A 16,210-nucleotide genomic window follows, 5' to 3' on the forward strand; every position below is an offset into this window, starting at 1 on the left:
AATCCTCGGCGGATGATGCAGGTGTCATGGTGCCGAAGAATGCCACTCTAGGCGAGCCGTTGACTCACGAGACAAGGCCCGGCGAGGCTGTGTCCATAACCCGGCTGGTCGCGGTTCGGGAGTACCCGTCCGCGAACGCAGCGCCATGGCCGAGCCCTGGGCCAGCAGGCGTAGCTTGTCGGCCCGGCTGGTCGAAACCCGTGCATCCCACGCTCGGGCGCCTTGCTCCTTCACCTTGACGCCGATTTCCCGATAGACGCCGTGTGCCGTGGCGATGGCCCAGGCCGAGCGTGGCGGCAGCGCATTGAGGCCACCTTGCGCGGAGCGATAGTAGGGCTCCGCCAGGTCGACCAGGCGTGCAGCCAGTCCTGCCAGGGCGTCGCGATGGTGCGGGTCGGCAACCTCGTCGGTCGGAATGCCGACCTCACGCAGCCACTCGGCGGGCAGGTAGCAGCGGCCGATACCGGCATCCTCGACGATATCGCGGGCAATGTTGGTCAACTGGAAGGCCAGGCCCAGGTCGCAGGCGCGGTCCAGGGTCGGCTCGTCGCGCACGCCCATGACCATGGCCATCATCACCCCCACCACGCCGGCAACGCGGTAGCAGTAGGTCAGCGTATCCTCGAGGGTCTCGTAACGGTGGCGATGCACGTCCATGGCGTAACCGCCGAGGTGATCCATGGGGTAGCGTTCGGGAATGCGGTGTGTCAGAACGACCTGCTGAAAGGCGGCGAAGGGCGGGCTTTCCATCGTCTCGCCGGCATAGGCACGCCGGGTCGTCTCGCGTAGTTCGGCCAGGCAAGCCGCATCGGCGCGCTCGCCGTCGGCCTGGCCGAAGCCAAGCTCCTGACCGTCAATCACGTCGTCGCAGTGACGACACCAAGCGTAGAGCATCACGGCACTGCGCCGAGTGGCGGGGTCGAACAGGCGCGAGGCGGTGGCGAAGCTCTTCGAGCCGGTCTGGATGGTCTGGGTCGCGTGCTGGGCCAAGTCGTCCAGATCGCTAGGATTGGTAGGTTCCCTCATGTGCCGAGCCGCTCCAGCATCAATCCGGCCGTGGCCTTGGCCGAGCCGATCACCCCTGGCACGCCGGCGCCCGGGTGAGTGCCGGCGCCGACCAGATAGAGATTATCGATCTTGGCGTCGCGATTGTGCGGGCGGAACCAGGCGCTCTGGGTAAGGATGGGTTCCAGCGAGAACGCCGAGCCCAGGTGGGCGTTGAGTTCGTCGCGGAAATCCTCGGGTGTGAAATGACGGCAAGTCACCAGATGCTCGCGCAGGCCGGGAATGTAGTGCTGTTCGAGATATTCGAGAATGCGGTCGCGGTAGCGCGGCCCTTCGACGCTCCAATCGATGGGGGACTTGCCCAGATGCGGCACCGGTGCGAGCACGTAGTGTGCGCTGCAGCCGGGCGGGGCCAATGAGGGGTCGGTGACGCAGGGTGCATGTAGATAGAGTGAAAAGTCGTCGGCCAGTGTCTCGCCGTTGAAGATGTCGTCGATCAATTCGCGATAGCGCGGCCCGAAGCACACCGTATGATGCTCCAGGCCCCCGGGCGGTGGCGTGTCGAGGCCGAAGTAGATCACGAACAGCGACATGCTGAAGCGCTTGCGGCCCAGTGCGCGGGCCTGGCTGATACCGCGTGGGTGGGCGCCGAGCAACTGGCCATAGGTGTGCATGACATCGGCATTGGAAGCCAGCGCGTCGGCCGGGAAGCGGCGGCCGTCCTCGACCACGACGCCACTGACGCGATCGTCGTCGACCTCGATACGGCTGACCGGGGCGTTGAGTTCGAGTCGACCGCCCAGGTCTTCGAACAGGCGAACCATGCCGCGCACCAGCGCGCCGGTGCCGCCGCGCGGAAACCACACGCCCCATTCGCGCTCCAGAGCATGAATCAGAGTATAGATCGACGACGTGGCGAAGGGATTGCCGCCCACCAGCAGCGAGTGAAAGGAAAACGCCTGGCGCAGGTGCTCGTCCTTGACGAAGCGCGACACCATGGCGTAGACGCTCTTCCAGGCCTGTAACCTGGCGAGTTGCGGCCCGGCGCGTGCCATGTCGCGAAACGTCAGGAAAGGCACGGCGCCGAGCTTGCGATAGCCTTCCTCGAACACGGCGCGGGAGTAAGCAAGAAACTGCCGGTAACCCTCCACGTCCGCCGGATTGCGCTCGGCGATCTGGCGTTCGAGTTCGGCCTGGTCGTTGACGTAATCGAAGGCGGGCGCGCCCTCCCAGCACAGTCGGTAGAACGGCGTGACCGGCAGCAACTCGACGTAATCATCCAGTCGTCTGCCGGCGAGCGTGAAGAGTTCCTCCAGGGCCGAGGGGTCGGTAATCACGGTGGGTCCGGCATCGAAGACGAAGCCCTGGTCTTCGTAGACATAGGCACGACCGCCGGGCTTGTCGCGCTTCTCCAGCAGTGTGGTCCGGTAGCCGCCGGCCTGCAGGCGGATGGCCAGGGCCAGGCCGCCGAAGCCGGCGCCGATCACCACGGCACGCTTGGGAGGGGTCATGGGCGGCTCCTGTATTGGTGTAAAGCGACTTGCTCGGGGCGGGTCAGTCGTACGGCGCGCGCCGCCTCGCCCAGCGGCACCGGCGGTTTGCCGACGACGATGCGCAATTTGTCGGCGCTGGTGAGTCGGCCGGCGTAGAAGCGCTCGATCAGCGGCTCGGGCAGGCCATAGAAGCGCTGCATGACGCGCCAACGCTGGTCGCTGCGTCCGGCCAGGAACAGCATGCGGTTGAGCAGCCGGAAGTAGCTCTGGCGGCGCCATTCGCGGCACGCCGTGTCGCGGATGGCAGCGAACAGCGCCGGGGCGCTCAGGTCATCGAGATTGGCAATACGCTCGGCAGTACGCACGGCGTGCGGCAGCGAATAGCCGGTGGTGGGGTGGAACAGCCCGGCACGCAACCCGCTGCGTGGCTGACCATCGGCTTCGCGCCAGAAGGCCTCGACATCCCCCGCCAGGGTGATCGGCAGTACGCCATGCTCTTCGCGCAGCACTTCGCGAATCTCCCAGCCCTGCGCCTGGGCATAGGCCTGGATATGTCCGCGCAATGTGGCCTCGTCGACCTGCGGTCCACCGACATAATGGGTGTCCTCGATGAGCAGCGTATCGGTCGTGAAGGGCAGCACGTAGACGAAGCGATAGCCGTCGTTCTGGGTGACGCTGGCATCCATGAGGATGGGCTGCTCGAGGCCATGCGGGCGCGCCAGGCGAACTTCCTGACCGAGAAAGGCCTGATAGCCCAATGCCATGTGCGGGTTGGCCTCGACACCGCGTCCGTCGATCACTACCCCGGCGTGCAGGGTTCGGCCATCGGCCAGGGTCACCTGGGTGGGGTGTACTTCGTCGACGGAAGTGTCGGTCCACAAGTCCGCGCCGAGGGCGGTCTCAAGGGCTCGTGCGAAGTCCGCCGAGAAGATACTGGCATAACCACCACGCAGATGGCGCGTGCGCTGCGGAAAGACCACCCGGTGGCCCGGCCAGCGACAACCGACCAGAGGGGACAGCCAGGCGTGCTGGGCGTCGTCGAGATCGCCCGCGTGAAACGACCAGGTGTGGTTGCCGCCGGGGTGGGCATCGCGTTCCAGCATCAGCAGGCGCAGCGCTGGCCGCTCGCGCTTGAGGCGCAGCGCAATCAAGCCGTTGGCCAGGCCCCCGCCCACCAGGATCAGATCGTAATGTGGCGTCGTCATACGTCGTTCATCCTGGCTGCAGGCACATTGGCACCGATCACGCACTCGACGATATCGGCGGCAGCCGGGGCGCCGCCGGCTGCGTCGACCTCCAGCCCCAGGCGATCCAGTGGCGCGGCGAACCGCGGGTCATGCAATAGGACATCCAACTTGCTGGCCAATGACCGAGCGCTGGCGAATGTCGGGGCGGCGCGCAGGCCGACCCCGGCATGGTCGACACGGGCCGCGACGCCGGGCTGATCGAAGGCGATGGGTAACACGAGCGTGGGGGTGCGGGCTGACAGGGCGTCCATTACCGTATTCAGGCCGCCGTGGGTGATCACGGCATCGGCACGGGCCAGCGCGGTGCGCTGTGGCGCGAAGTCAGTGATCCAGGTCGCCCCCTCGCGTTCGAGCATCCGCTCCTGGGCTGCGCCCAGTCCGCCGCAGTGGGCCAGCAACAGTTGCACGTCGAGGTGACGGCAGGCGCGGACGATACGCCGAAACAGCCGGTAGCGGTGGCCCTGCAGTGTGCCGAGTGAAGCGAACACCAGCGGGCGGTCGTCGGCGTTTGGAATGTCCAGGGCGTCCTGAGGCAGGATCGGCGGACGCAGCGGCCCGACGTGATGAAAATGGGCAGGCAAGGCATGACGTGGCAGCTCGAAACCGGGCACCGTCTGGCTGATCTGCGCATAGGGCGACAGATAGTCATGCAGCCCGCTACGGGGCGGCAGCCCAAAGGCGTCGGCATGGTTGGCGATGACCCGTCGCAGGGGCGCCATTAGCCAGTCGTGGACACGCTCGCTGCCCGCGTACATGCGGCTGAAGCGCGATCCCTGGCCGAAGGCCATCGGCATGACCGGCAGCGGAATGCCGGGTTCGCGGTTGACCGGCAGGGCGCAGGCCACGGAGACGTAGGGCAGCCCGACAGCCTCGGCGACCAGCCCGCCGGCGGCTTCCATCTGGTCGCAGAGCAGGAGATCGATGCCCAGCTCACTCAGGGCGTCGGGCACCTCGCGGCAGAGCATGTCGGTGCTGCGTGCCAGTTCGCGAATCAGCCGCTGCAGGCCCAGCGGGCCACCGGGGTTGGCAGCCAGCTGCAAGGTCCGTGTCAGCGAGTCTGGAGGATGACTGGCGTACCCGACGGCGTGAAAGCCGATGCGGGGATCAAAGAGCCAGCGCACGGCGTCTGGCTGACCGATAAAGCTCACGCGGTGGCCGCGCCCGAGCAGCTCCAGAGCCAACGCCTGTAGCGCACCATAATGACTCGGAAAGGGTGGGGCAACGGCGGCGATATGCTTGGGCTTAGCCATGCAGGCTGCTCGGTGCCGGATCCTGAAGATCGATCAGGGCGGCGCGACGCAAGGCCGGAAGATCCGCACTGCCGGTACAGAAGCAGGCGATGCGCAACTGACGAATCACTATCTCGAAGTGGTCGATTACCGCCTGGGTGGATTGTGTGGCACTGTGCAGCACTGCCGCCGCCTGGCCGACCACATCGGCACCCAGACGGATCGCCTTGGCGGCATCCACGCCGTCACGGATACCGCCCGAGGCGATCAACGGCGTGTCGGGCAGAGCCTGGCGCACCGACTGCAGAGCCAGAGCGGTGGGAATGCCCCAACCAGCGAAGGCCATGGCCACCTGGCGCGAGGTGTCGTCCGCCGAGCGCTCGGCTTCCACGGCAGCCCAGCTGGTACCGCCGGCCCCCGCCACATCGATCGCAGTCACACCGACATCGACCAGCGAGCGGGCGACCGAGGCGGAGATGCCGGCCCCCACCTCCTTGATCACGACCGGGACGTCCAACGCCGTGACCAGGTATTCGATGGCCTCCAGAATGCCGCGCCAATCGCGGTCTCCGCCGGCCTGTACGGCTTCCTGAAGTGGGTTGAGATGCACGATGAGTGCATCGGCGCCGATCATGTCGACGGCACGGCGAGCCCAGTCGGTGCCTCCCCTCTCGATCAGTTGGGCGGCGCCGATGTTGCCCAGCAGGGGGATGCTCGGGGCGAGCTTGCGCAGCTCACCGGTCAGACCATGGTCGCTGCCGGACTGAAGCGCCACCCGCTGCGAGCCGATGGCCAATGCAATGCCAAGCGCTTCGGCAGCCTCGGCCAAATGATGGTTGATGGCCTTGGCGCGTTCGGCCCCGCCGGTCATCGAGCTGATCAACAATGGCGCGCGGAGTGGCTTGCCCAGTAGCTGGGTAGACAGGTCGATGTCGTCCAGGTGCAACTGTGGCAAGGCGCAATGCTCGAACTGATAGCGTGCGAAGCCCGTCTGCCCGGGGGCCAGCGCACGCTGATCATCCAGTACGATATCCAGATGGTCATTCTTGCGACTGACCAGATCTCCGTCGGTCATGAGAGGCTCCTGAGCAAGGGGGGCTGACATCACACCTTTACACTGTATGTAAAACTTGTGCCAAGCTGGGATAAGGATAGTAATTCAATGGATTTGCGCATCCTTGCCTTGCGCGGATGCTTCATGGAGCTTGCCGGATGGTTTCATCTCCCTCGCCACCCGCGACCGATTGTCTCGAGGCCTGCGAATTTCTCGACATTCGCGACAGTATCAACCGACGTCTAGCGGAGCTGCTGCCGAAAGAGGAAGTAAGCGATCCGGTTACCCTGGCGATGCGGGAAAGCCTGCTGATGGGAGGCAAGCGTATACGCCCGATGCTGCTGGTGCTGGCGGCCCGTGGCCTGGGCCACGATTCGCCGGCGCTGCTCGATCTGGGTTGCGCGGTGGAGATGGTTCACTGCGCCTCGCTGATTCTCGACGACCTGCCGTGCATGGACAACGCCAGCTTGCGCCGCGGGCGGCCGACAATTCATCGGCGTTTCGGCGAGGACGTGGCGATGCTCACGGTGGTCGCCTTGCTGACCGAGGCCTTCGGCCTGGTCGCTGCCGTGCCGCAGGTAACGCCCGCGCTGCGCGCACAACTGGTCGCCAGGCTGACCCGGGCCGTCGGCATGCACGGTCTGGTCAAGGGGCAGTACGAGGATCTGCACGAAGGCGGGCTGCGGCGCTCGGCCAGCGCCATCATGACCACCAACACGCTGAAGACGGGGGTACTGTTCGAGGTGACGATGGCCATGGCAGCGCTCGTCGCCGGCGCGCGTGAACCGGCAGCCACGTCGTTGCGCCAGTTTGCGCTGACGCTGGGGCAGGCCTTCCAGCTATGCGACGACCTCACCGATGGCCATGCCGGGCAGGGCAAGGATGCCGGTCAGGACGACGGCAAGGTCACGCTGGTGGCGCTGCTCGGCGTGAACGAGGCGCGCCGACGCTTTGCCGAACATCTGAACGAAGCCGAAAGGCACCTAGTCGCCGTGTACGGTCCCGAACCGCCGATGGCGCGCTTCGTACGTGAGCTGTTCATCCGTTTCGAGGAGAGTCTGGCCGTTTCCGCGGGGTAGGGCCCTATATCACGCCGCGCTTCCCGCCCACTCCACCTCCATCCGTCTTGCCGTGCGCTCCGTCAGCGCTCGGCCATGCAGCCGGCTGACCAGGTGCAAGCGCATGTCGATGCCCGCCGAGATGCTGCCGGAGTTCAAGACGGTGCCTTCATCCACCCAGCGCTGTCCCTCGTGCACGGTAAGGTGCAGATAAACGTGAGCGCAGAGCGGCGATGTCCTCCCAGTGAGTGGTGAGGTGCAGGAAATTTTACGGTCTTTTTACGGCGGGCCCCGAAAAGCCTCATCGATTTTTTACGCGTCCTCTCACTAGCCTTGGCTTTACCTCTTCTCCCTTCGAGGAATCAAGGCAATGCAAATCCTGTTGTTGGTCCTGTCCCTTGCGGTTGGTATCTACCTGTTCGCCGCGCTGCTGTGGCCCGAACGGTTCTAGGAGACCGGCGATGAACGAAGTCATACTCTGCTATGCGCTGATCATCGGGCTGGCGCTTCCCCTGGGGCTCTACATGGCTCGCTCCCTGGAGGGTGATCGCAAGGCGCCTCTGGACGGGCTTTTTCGCCCCATCGAAGCCGTGATTTATCGTTTGGCCGGTGTCGATGCGCAGCGCACGATGGCGTGGCAGGCCTACGCCTGGGCCGTCGCCAAGCTGCATCTTCTGCTGATCCTGCTGGCCTGGGGCGTGTTCATGGCCCAAGGCCTGTTGCCGCTCAACCCCGACGGTATTGCCGGCATGCCGTGGGACACGGCACTGCACACGGCCGTGTCGTTTGCCACCAATACCAACCAGCAGCACTACTCGGGTCAGGCCCAGCTCTCCTATCTGAGCCAGACTTTCGCCATCGTGACCCTGCAGTTCATCACCCCGGCCACCGGACTGGCGGTGCTACTGGCAATTGCCCGCGTGCTGCTCAGCAAGACTAACAATCCGCGTTCTAGCGACGAGAAAGCGCAGACTGTCGGCGTCGGCAATTACTACCGTGATCTGGTGCGGTCCCTGCTGCGCGTCATGTTGCCGGTAGCCACCGTGGTGGCCCTGTTGCTGGCCTGGCAGGGGGTGCCGAGTACCTATCATGGCGCGCAGACGGTGCAGCCGCTGGACAGTGAGGTTACCGAGACCCAGGAGATTCCCCTCGGCCCGGTCGCCGCGATGGTCGCCATCAAGCAGCTCGGCACCAACGGCGGTGGCTGGTACGGCCCCAATTCCAGCGTGCCGCTGGAAAACCCCACGCCGCTGTCCAACGTCATCGAGACCGTGTCGCTGCTGCTGTTCCCCGTCGCCCTGCTCGTCGCCGTTGGCGCCATTACGGGACGGCGCCGCCTGATGATGGGCATCGGGGCGGTCATGCTGACCTTTTCACTGGTTTCCTCAACGACCGCCATCATTTCGGAGAAGCTGCCCAACGCGGCCTTCGAAGGCCTCGCGATAGCCGGCAGCCCCAACATGGAGGGCAAGGAGGTGCGCTTCGGCCCGGAGATGTCGGCGCTGTGGGCCAGTTGGACGACCCAGACCTCCAACGGCTCGGTCAACGCCATGCACGACAGCTTCAACCCGCTGGGCGGACTGGTGACACTGATGGACATGTTCGTCAACGTCACTTTCGGGGGCATCGGCGTCGGCCTGATCGGCTATCTGCTCTACCTGATGCTGGCCGCCTTCATCGGCTCGCTGATGATCGGCCGCGCCCCCGAGCTGCTGGGCAAGCCGCTCGAGACCCGCGAGATGCGCTGGATCTCGCTGGCGATCCTCGCCCAGCCGCTGGTCATTCTCGGCCTGACGGCGCTGACTGCCGCCTTCCCGAGCCTGACCGGCAATTCCAATCCGGCATTTCACGGCCTGTCCCAAGTGCTCTACGAGTACACCTCGGCATTCGCCAACAATGGTTCCGGGTTCGAGGGGCTGGGTGACGACACGCCGTGGTGGAACCTGACCTGCGTCATCGCCCTACTGGTCGGACGCTTCCTGCCCATGTTCGCCCCGCTGGCGGTCGCTGCCTGGCTGGCCGGCAAGCGCACCGCCCCCACCGGGCGCGGCAGCCTGGCCATGGACAGCGGTGCCTTCGTCGGCCTGACCGCCGGGGTCATCGTCATCATCAATCTGTTGGGCTTCCTGCCGGCGCTGGTGCTCGGCCCGGTCGCGGAACAGCTGACACTCGGCTTTTGAGGAGAAAAGGTTCATGTCCACCTCGACCCAAACCCGCCATACCGAACAGCGTGCCGAATGGCGTCCCCTGTGGGGCCAGCTGATCAGGGAATCCTTCCTTCGCCTGGGGCCGCGCTCCCTGGCCCGCAATCCGGTGATGGCCGTGGTCGGCATCGGCACCCTGGTCTGCGCGCTCTATACCGGGCTGGCGGCTGCCAGAGGGGAAAGCGACACTTTCGCCCTGGCAGTGACCCTGGTCCTGCTGGCGACCGTGTTGTTCGCCAATGGCGCGGAAGCGCTGGCGGAATCCCGCGGCAAGGCGCATGCCGGCAGCCTGCGCGCCACACGCGGTCAGCTCAAGGCACGCAAACTGCGCAAGGATGGCAGCGAAGCCATGGTGGCCGCCGATACGCTGCGCCGCGGCGACCGGGTTAGGGTCGTGGCCGGCGAGCTGATCCCCGCCGATGGCGAGATCGTCGCGGGCGCCGGCTCCATCAACGAATCCGCCGTCACCGGCGAATCCGCCCCCGTCCTGCGCGAGGCAGGCACCGACAACAGCGGCGTCAGCGCCGGCACCAAACTGCTGTCCGACGAGTTGGTCGTCGAAGTCAGCGTCGATCCGGGCGAGTCGCTGCTGGACCGGATGATTGCGCTGGTCGAAGGCGCCAGCCGTCAGAAGACGCCCAGCGAGCTGGCGCTGTCGGTGCTGCTCGCCACCCTGACGCTGGTATTTTTGATCGTGGTCGTGACGCTGGTGCCCATGGCGGAATTCGTCGGTATCACGCCATCGCCGATCATGCTGGTGGCGTTGCTGGTCTGTCTGATCCCCACCACCATCGGGGGTCTGCTGCCGGCCATCGGCATCGCCGGCATGGAGCGGGCGATGCGCGCCAATCTGGTCGCCAAGTCCGGCAAGGCGGTCGAGATCGCCGGCAGCATCGATACCCTGCTGCTCGACAAGACCGGCACCATCACGCTGGGCGACCGTCGCGCCACCGAGTTCGCGCCCTGCGACAAGGTCGCCATCGGCCGGCTGCGCGACGTGGCCTACCTGTGCTCGTTGGACGACCCGACCCCGGAGGGACGTTCCATCGTCACGCTCGCCAGGGATCAGGGCGCGACTCCGACTCTGGACAATCGCGCCGAGTTCATTCCTTTCTCGGCCTCGACACGGCTGTCCGGCGTCAACCTGTCCGACGGTACGCAACTGCGCAAGGGCGCACCGAATGCCATCGCCACGTTCGTTCGTGAGCACGGCAGCAGCGTACCTTCGACCTACCAAAGGCTGGTCGAACGCATTTCCCGCGATGGTGCCACGCCGCTGGCGGTTGCCGACGGCGGCCGGCTACTGGGGTTGATCGCCCTGTCGGACGTCATCAAGCCGGGCATTGCCGAGCGTTTCGCCCAACTGCGCGAGATGGGCGTCAAGACGGTGATGATCACCGGCGACAACCCGATCACGGCGGCGGCTATTGCGGCGGAGGCCGGGGTCGACGACTACGTGGCCGAAGCCACCCCCGAGCGCAAGCTGGAAATCATCCGCGAGGAGCAGGCTTCGGGCCGGCTGGTAGCGATGATGGGCGACGGCACCAACGATGCCCCGGCGCTGGCCCAGGCCGATCTTGGACTGGCCATGAACTCGGGCACCCAGGCCGCCCGCGAGGCGGGCAACATGGTCGACCTCGACTCCGATCCGGGCAAGCTGCTGGCCGCCGTGGAGATCGGCAAGCAGTTGCTCATCACCCGCGGCGCCCTGACGACCTTCTCGCTGGCCAACGACGTGGCGAAGTACTTCGTCATCCTGCCGGCGCTCTTTGCCACCAGCATCCCGGCGCTGGATGTACTGGACGTCCTCGACCTGCACTCGCCGGAGTCGGCCGTGCTGGCGGCCGTGATCTTCAATGCCTTGATCATTCCCGCATTGATACCGTTCGCGCTGCGTGGGGTGCGCTTCAAGGCCGCTTCTGCCACCGAATTGCTGCGTCGCAACCTGCTGATCTACGGCCTCGGTGGACTGTTGTTGCCCTTTCCCGCCATTAAATTGCTCGACGTGATGATCGCCGGCCTACTCTAGGAGCCAAACCATGACCGCTTCATTGATGACACGCGCCTCCCTGCTGGCCTCGCTGCGCCTGACGGTCGTGCTGGCCGCCCTGCTGGGCCTGTGCTATCCGTTCGTCGTCACGACGTTGAGTGGCGTACTCTTTCCCCAACAGGCAACCGGCAGTTTACTGTACGATTCTCAAGGCAACGCGGTGGGCTCCGCGCTGGTGGGCCAAGCGTTTGTAGGGCCGCAGTACTTCCATGGCCGGCCCTCGGCGGCAGATTATGATCCCACTGGGGTCGCCGGCTCCAACCTGGCGCCGAGCAACCCCGCGTTGCGCGAGCGCGCTCAGGACGAAGCCCGCACGTTACAGCAGCGCGACGGCATGTCAGCGGGCGCGATTCCCGTCGACCTGTTGGCCGCCTCGGGCTCGGGCATCGATCCGCATATCTCGCCGGCGGCTGCCCTGGCCCAGGCGCCGCGGGTCAGCCAGGCGCGTGGCCTGCCCCTGCCGGAGATTGAAAGCGCCATTCAGGCGGCGACCGAATACACGGGACTGCTGGGCGAGCCCGCCGTCAATGTCCTGCGACTCAACTTGGCCCTGGATGAACGGAGCCCGATCGACGAATGACTGGTATGCCATGAACGGCGTGGGAGGCAACGAGGACATGCGTCCCGATCCCGACGCCTTGCTCAAGACCGCGCGCCGAGAGGCGCGCGGTTGCTTGCGTGTTTTCCTGGGCGCCGCGCCCGGCGTCGGCAAGACTTTTGCCATGCTGCGCACCGCTCGGGATCGGATCGCCGAGGGCGAGGAGATCGTGCTCGGCGTTATCGAATCCCACGGCCGCGAGGAAACCGAACGTCTGTGCGATGGCATCGAGCGCATTCCGCTGGTCGAGCGTGAGCACCGTGGGCAGGCCTTTAAGGAATTCGACCTTGATGCCGCCCTGGCACGTAAGCCGCCTATCGTGCTGGTCGATGAACTGGCCCACCGCAACATCCCCGGCGGGCGCCATCCGCGCCGTTACCAGGATATCGAAGAACTGTTGGATGCCGGTATCGATGTCTGGACCACCCTCAATGTCCAGCACATCGAGAGCCTGAACGATACGGTGGCCCGTGTCACCGGCATTCGCATGCGTGAAACCGTTCCCGATTCGCTGATCGGCCGGGCGCGGGACATCACACTGATCGATCTGACCCCCGACGAACTCATCCAGCGTCTGAGGCAAGGCAAGGTCTACGTGCCGGAGCAAGCCCGGGCGGCGTTGGACGGCTTCTTCAGCGTGGCCAATCTGACGGCGCTGCGTGAACTGGCCATGCAGACCATGGCCGAACGCGTGGACAGCGATGTGCGCGACTCCATGGGCGCACGCGGCGAGCAAGGCCCCTGGCCGGTACGGCCCAAGCTCCTCGTCGCCCTGAGCGGCCGAGCCGAGGATGCCAGCCTGATTCGTGCAGCTCATCGCATGGTCGAGCGGCGTAATGCCACCTGGCGTGCGGTGCATATTGATACAGGCAACACCTCGACGACAACACGCCTTGAGCTGGAGAGAAGCCACCAGACGGTCGAGCGATTGGGAGGCGAGGTCGTCATGCTGCCGGGCCAGAGCAGGGTCGGTGAGCTGCTCGATTATGCCAGGCGCAATAATGTCACCACCCTACTAATCGGCCGGGCCGTGAACACGCCCTGGCGCTTCTGGCATCGCTCACTGGGCAAGCAACTGCTCAGGGAGGCGCGCGAATTCGACCTGGTAATCGTTGCCGAAACCGAACGCAGTAAACGTTTCCGGCTACTCAGCCGCCCCGTGACCCCCTTGTCCCGTCGAGAGTGGGGCTGGCCAGTGATCGTGTTGCCTATCATCCTCGGGCTTTCGCTGCTCATCGATCGCGCGATGGAATTGGCCAACCTGTCCCTGGTCTTTCTTACCGGAGTGCTGATCACGGCGGCCTATAGCGGAACGCGTGCCGCCATGCTCAGCGCCGTACTGAGCTTTCTGGCCTACAACTTCTTCTTTACCGAGCCCCGCTATACCCTGGCCATGGTCCATCGAGACCAGCTTCTGACGGTTTTCTTCTTTTTCGTGGTCGCCATGATCGGTGGCCAACTGGCGGGTCGGGCTCGTCGGCAGTTGATCGCCCTGCGTGCCAGCCGGGACCTGACCCAGCGCCTGCTGCAATTTTCCCGCGCCCTCTCGGCATCAGCCGAACATGCCAGCGTCCGGTCCACCGGTATCACCACGCTGGCGGACTGGCTGGAGGTCCCGGTGGTCTTTCTGGAATACACGCCCGGAGATGACGATTTGCGGGTCACCGAGTCGCATCCTGGCGAAATCGGCCTGGACACGACAGCCAGACAGGCAGCTGCCTGGTCCTACCATAATCGGCGTGCCAGCGGCCATGGCTCGCAGACACTGGCGACCCAGCGCTGGCGGTTCATTCCGCTGGTGGAAGACAAAACGACGCTGGGCGTCGTCGGGTTGGCGCTGGCTGACCGGAAGGCCTCGCTGGATCACGATCAGGAAATCCTGGTCGACACACTGCTCAACCAGTTGAGCATGGCCCTGGCGCGAACACGCCTGGTCAACGACCTGGGTGCCGCGAAACTGGCCGAGGAAAACGAGCGGTTGCGCTCGGCTCTGCTGTCATCGGTCTCGCATGACTTGCGTACTCCGCTTGCCTCGATCATCGGGGCCGCCAGCACCTTGCGCGATCTGGATGCTCAGCTTTCCGACGCCGACAAGCGTGAACTGCTCGATAGCGTTCTGGGTGAAAGTGAGCGACTGAATCGCTACATTCAGAACCTGCTGGACATGACGCGACTGGGTCATGGCACGTTGAAGATCGAGCGGGACTGGGTGACCCTGGCCGATCTGGTCAATGCCGCACTCAAGCGACTCGAGACGGCCCTGGGCCATATCAGCATCGAGCGGGAATGGCCACCCGACCTGCCACTTCTGTACGTTCATCCGGCGCTGATCGAGCAGGCCCTGGTCAATGTCATCGAGAACGCCATTAAATTCTCTCCGCCCGAGGGGCGCATCGTGATTAGTGGCGAAGCCCAGGGAAACGAGTTGCTCATTCGTGTCAGCGATGAAGGGCCCGGCATTCCCGAGCCCCTGCGGGAGCAGGTTTTCGACATGTTCTTCACTGGCGGCGAAGGCGACCGGGGCAAGCATGGCAGCGGCCTGGGACTGGCTATCTGCCGTGGCATGATCGGCGCACACGGCGGCTCGATCAACGCCGAAGCTCCCCCCAATGAGGCAGGCACCAGTATCGTGATTCGCCTACCGCTGATTGATTCACCGACTGTCGACCTTGAGGAAGAGGCCCAAGATGAGCACTGACCGGCAGTGTATCCTGGTCGTGGATGATGAACTGCAGATCCGGCGCTTTCTGCGGATCAGCCTGACATCGCAGGGCTACGAGGTGATCGAAGCGGAGAATGGGGGCGAGGGGCTAATCAAGGCCATCGGTGAAAAGCCGGATCTGGTCCTGCTCGATCTGGGGCTACCCGACATCGATGGAAAGGAGGTGCTCCAGACGATCCGTGAACAGAGCGGCATTCCTGTCATGGTCGTCTCGGTCAGAGCCTCGGAAAGCGAGAAGGTGGCCTGCCTGGATGCCGGCGCCAACGACTACGTCACCAAGCCCTTCGGCATTCAGGAACTGTTGGCACGCGTCAGAGCGACGCTGAGACAGCGCCTCCCGGCCAATGCATCAATCGCTCATCCGCTGCAGGCAGGCGAGTTGCTCATCGATCTGGAGCATCGGCGCGTCACGCTGGCCGGCGCTCCCATAAAGCTGACGCCCAAGGAATATGCCGTCCTGTCCCTGCTGGCCCAGTATCCCGGCCGCGTCATCACGCAGACGCAGTTACTCAAGGATGTCTGGGGGCCGGTGCATCATCACGACACGCACTATCTGCGAATCGTGATCAGTAAGTTACGCAGTAAACTGGGGGACAATCCCGAGCAGCCCTGGCTGATCCAGACGGAAGCCGGCGTCGGTTATCGTCTGCTGGAAGCGAAAAGGTAATGGGCGACGCTCCCGGCCGCCTCGTCCATGCTGCCAGGAAGCACGCGGAAGCCTGCCGGCCCTGGGCCTGCACGGACCGGACAGGGAATCGGAGCGTGTGGCACTCCTTTTTATCAGCGTAAGCGTTACTTGTTGCTGTAAGCGTTCACTGTGGTGGAGCGCTTCGCATCATGCGGCTTTTGGTGTATGCAAACGGCACGGTATCTCCGCCCCGGTTACCTATACTGCAAAAGGGTAAGGGGGTTGACGATGGGAGGAGAGTGTCATGCTTACACATGTCTGGGGATTGATGGCCCATCCCAATCGGGAATGGAAACAGATCCAGAGCGAAAGAGAGACGGTGACGCATCTCTACGCTCATCACGTTCTGGAGGTCGCGGCGATACCGGTGATCTGCGCCTTTATCGGCACGACGCAGGTCGGATGGAGCCTGACCGGCAGTGACCCCATCGTGTTGACGCCTTGGGATGCCCTCGGTGCCGGCGTCGCGTTCTATGTCATCATCCTGGCAGCGGTCGCCCTGATGGGTGGCGTCATATACAAGCTGGCGCAGCGCTATCCCAGCCGCCCCAGCCTGCGCTGCTGCATCATCTTCGCCGGTTACGTGGCGACGCCCATGTTCCTGTCGGGAATCGTGGCGTTGTATCCGCTGGTCTGGCTCTGCCTGCTGGCCGGCACCATCGGGCTCTGCTATAGCGCCTACCTGCTCTATCTAGGCACTCCCGCCTTTCTACAGATCAGCCGCGCGGAAGCATCAAGTGTCACCGGGGCGACTCTCGGCGTCGGAGTGCTGGTGCTCGAGGCCCTGCTCGCCGTGACCGTGCTGGTCTGGGGGTACGGAGCACGCTGGTTGTTCGGGATGCTGTAACGTCGCCACGGCCGG

Annotated in this window: 14 protein-coding genes; 8 read left to right on the forward strand and 6 right to left on the reverse strand. The window is 64.8% G+C overall.

What is annotated here, in order from left to right; genetic code table 11:
* Nucleotides 1-24: 24 nt before the first annotated feature.
* From crtB to fni, 5 genes are read right to left on the reverse strand one after another with little or no spacing between them, the layout of a single operon-like run.
* On the reverse strand, nt 25-1,026 hold the full coding sequence (gene crtB, locus ACYQ12_RS01985) for a 15-cis-phytoene synthase CrtB (protein WP_459866939.1): 1,002 nt from the start codon (nt 1,024-1,026) through the stop codon (nt 25-27).
* The gene (locus ACYQ12_RS01990) at nt 1,023-2,516 is read right to left on the reverse strand and encodes a phytoene desaturase (RefSeq protein ID WP_459866942.1); all 1,494 of its coding nucleotides are present in this window, start codon (nt 2,514-2,516) and stop codon (nt 1,023-1,025) included. The genes crtB and ACYQ12_RS01990 overlap by 4 nt, the downstream gene beginning before the upstream one ends.
* Complete coding sequence (gene crtY, locus ACYQ12_RS01995) at nt 2,513-3,703, reverse strand: lycopene beta-cyclase CrtY (protein ID WP_459866945.1); 1,191 nt, start codon at nt 3,701-3,703, stop codon at nt 2,513-2,515. Before crtY ends, ACYQ12_RS01990 begins: the two co-directional genes overlap by 4 nt.
* Nucleotides 3,700-4,995: a nucleotide disphospho-sugar-binding domain-containing protein gene (locus tag ACYQ12_RS02000; protein ID WP_459866948.1), complete on the reverse strand. Its 1,296-nt coding sequence runs from the start codon at nt 4,993-4,995 to the stop codon at nt 3,700-3,702. Before ACYQ12_RS02000 ends, crtY begins: the two co-directional genes overlap by 4 nt.
* Nucleotides 4,988-6,049, reverse strand: coding sequence for a type 2 isopentenyl-diphosphate Delta-isomerase (gene fni / locus ACYQ12_RS02005; RefSeq protein ID WP_459866951.1), 1,062 nt, complete (start codon nt 6,047-6,049; stop codon nt 4,988-4,990). The genes ACYQ12_RS02000 and fni overlap by 8 nt, the downstream gene beginning before the upstream one ends.
* A gap of 137 nt (nt 6,050-6,186) precedes the next feature.
* Between fni and ACYQ12_RS02010 the strand changes: the two genes are divergently transcribed.
* Nucleotides 6,187-7,107 carry a polyprenyl synthetase family protein gene (locus ACYQ12_RS02010; RefSeq protein WP_459866954.1) on the forward strand — a complete coding sequence of 307 codons (921 nt, stop codon included), beginning with the start codon at nt 6,187-6,189 and terminating at the stop codon, nt 7,105-7,107.
* 9 nt (nt 7,108-7,116) lie between these two features.
* Here the strand turns inward: ACYQ12_RS02010 and ACYQ12_RS02015 are convergent, their stop codons facing one another.
* Nucleotides 7,117-7,263, reverse strand: coding sequence for a type 1 glutamine amidotransferase family protein (locus ACYQ12_RS02015; protein ID WP_459866957.1), 147 nt, complete (start codon nt 7,261-7,263; stop codon nt 7,117-7,119).
* Nucleotides 7,264-7,456: 193 nt separating this feature from the next.
* Here ACYQ12_RS02015 and kdpF point away from each other — a divergent pair, with 193 nt between their 5' ends.
* From kdpF to ACYQ12_RS02050, 7 genes are all read left to right on the forward strand, one after another.
* Nucleotides 7,457-7,537 carry a K(+)-transporting ATPase subunit F gene (gene kdpF / locus ACYQ12_RS02020; protein ID WP_459874452.1) on the forward strand — a complete coding sequence of 27 codons (81 nt, stop codon included), beginning with the start codon at nt 7,457-7,459 and terminating at the stop codon, nt 7,535-7,537.
* A gap of 10 nt (nt 7,538-7,547) precedes the next feature.
* Entirely contained in the window at nt 7,548-9,266 is a 1,719-nt protein-coding gene (gene kdpA / locus ACYQ12_RS02025) for a potassium-transporting ATPase subunit KdpA (RefSeq protein ID WP_459866960.1), read from the forward strand.
* 13 nt (nt 9,267-9,279) lie between these two features.
* Nucleotides 9,280-11,319, forward strand: coding sequence for a potassium-transporting ATPase subunit KdpB (gene kdpB / locus ACYQ12_RS02030; RefSeq protein ID WP_459866963.1), 2,040 nt, complete (start codon nt 9,280-9,282; stop codon nt 11,317-11,319).
* 10 nt (nt 11,320-11,329) lie between these two features.
* Nucleotides 11,330-11,920: a potassium-transporting ATPase subunit KdpC gene (gene kdpC / locus ACYQ12_RS02035; RefSeq protein ID WP_459866966.1), complete on the forward strand. Its 591-nt coding sequence runs from the start codon at nt 11,330-11,332 to the stop codon at nt 11,918-11,920.
* 10 nt (nt 11,921-11,930) lie between these two features.
* Nucleotides 11,931-14,636 carry a DUF4118 domain-containing protein gene (locus ACYQ12_RS02040; protein ID WP_459866969.1) on the forward strand — a complete coding sequence of 902 codons (2,706 nt, stop codon included), beginning with the start codon at nt 11,931-11,933 and terminating at the stop codon, nt 14,634-14,636.
* A complete protein-coding gene (locus tag ACYQ12_RS02045; RefSeq protein ID WP_459866972.1) occupies nt 14,626-15,327 on the forward strand; it encodes a response regulator in 702 nt (233 codons plus the stop codon). The genes ACYQ12_RS02040 and ACYQ12_RS02045 overlap by 11 nt, the downstream gene beginning before the upstream one ends.
* A gap of 265 nt (nt 15,328-15,592) precedes the next feature.
* Nucleotides 15,593-16,195, forward strand: a complete 603-nt coding sequence (locus ACYQ12_RS02050) for a Yip1 family protein (protein ID WP_459866975.1) — start codon at nt 15,593-15,595, stop codon at nt 16,193-16,195.
* Nucleotides 16,196-16,210: the final 15 nt, after the last annotated feature.

The organism is Halomonas shantousis, assembly GCF_054654615.1.

Excerpts from the sequence above, each read along its gene's own strand:
- crtB (WP_459866939.1), bottom strand. The coding sequence starts at position 1,026 with ATGAGGGAACCTACCAATCCTAGCGATCTGGACGACTTGGCCCAGCAC.
- fni (WP_459866951.1), bottom strand. The coding sequence starts at position 6,049 with ATGACCGACGGAGATCTGGTCAGTCGCAAGAATGACCATCTGGATATC.
- ACYQ12_RS02050 (WP_459866975.1), top strand. The coding sequence starts at position 15,593 with ATGCTTACACATGTCTGGGGATTGATGGCCCATCCCAATCGGGAATGG.
- kdpB (WP_459866963.1), top strand. The coding sequence starts at position 9,280 with ATGTCCACCTCGACCCAAACCCGCCATACCGAACAGCGTGCCGAATGG.
- kdpA (WP_459866960.1), top strand. The coding sequence starts at position 7,548 with ATGAACGAAGTCATACTCTGCTATGCGCTGATCATCGGGCTGGCGCTT.
- ACYQ12_RS02045 (WP_459866972.1), top strand. The coding sequence starts at position 14,626 with ATGAGCACTGACCGGCAGTGTATCCTGGTCGTGGATGATGAACTGCAG.
- crtY (WP_459866945.1), bottom strand. The coding sequence starts at position 3,703 with ATGACGACGCCACATTACGATCTGATCCTGGTGGGCGGGGGCCTGGCC.
- ACYQ12_RS02010 (WP_459866954.1), top strand. The coding sequence starts at position 6,187 with ATGGTTTCATCTCCCTCGCCACCCGCGACCGATTGTCTCGAGGCCTGC.
- ACYQ12_RS01990 (WP_459866942.1), bottom strand. The coding sequence starts at position 2,516 with ATGACCCCTCCCAAGCGTGCCGTGGTGATCGGCGCCGGCTTCGGCGGC.
- ACYQ12_RS02000 (WP_459866948.1), bottom strand. The coding sequence starts at position 4,995 with ATGGCTAAGCCCAAGCATATCGCCGCCGTTGCCCCACCCTTTCCGAGT.
- ACYQ12_RS02040 (WP_459866969.1), top strand. The coding sequence starts at position 11,931 with ATGAACGGCGTGGGAGGCAACGAGGACATGCGTCCCGATCCCGACGCC.
- kdpC (WP_459866966.1), top strand. The coding sequence starts at position 11,330 with ATGACCGCTTCATTGATGACACGCGCCTCCCTGCTGGCCTCGCTGCGC.
- kdpF (WP_459874452.1), top strand. The coding sequence starts at position 7,457 with ATGCAAATCCTGTTGTTGGTCCTGTCCCTTGCGGTTGGTATCTACCTG.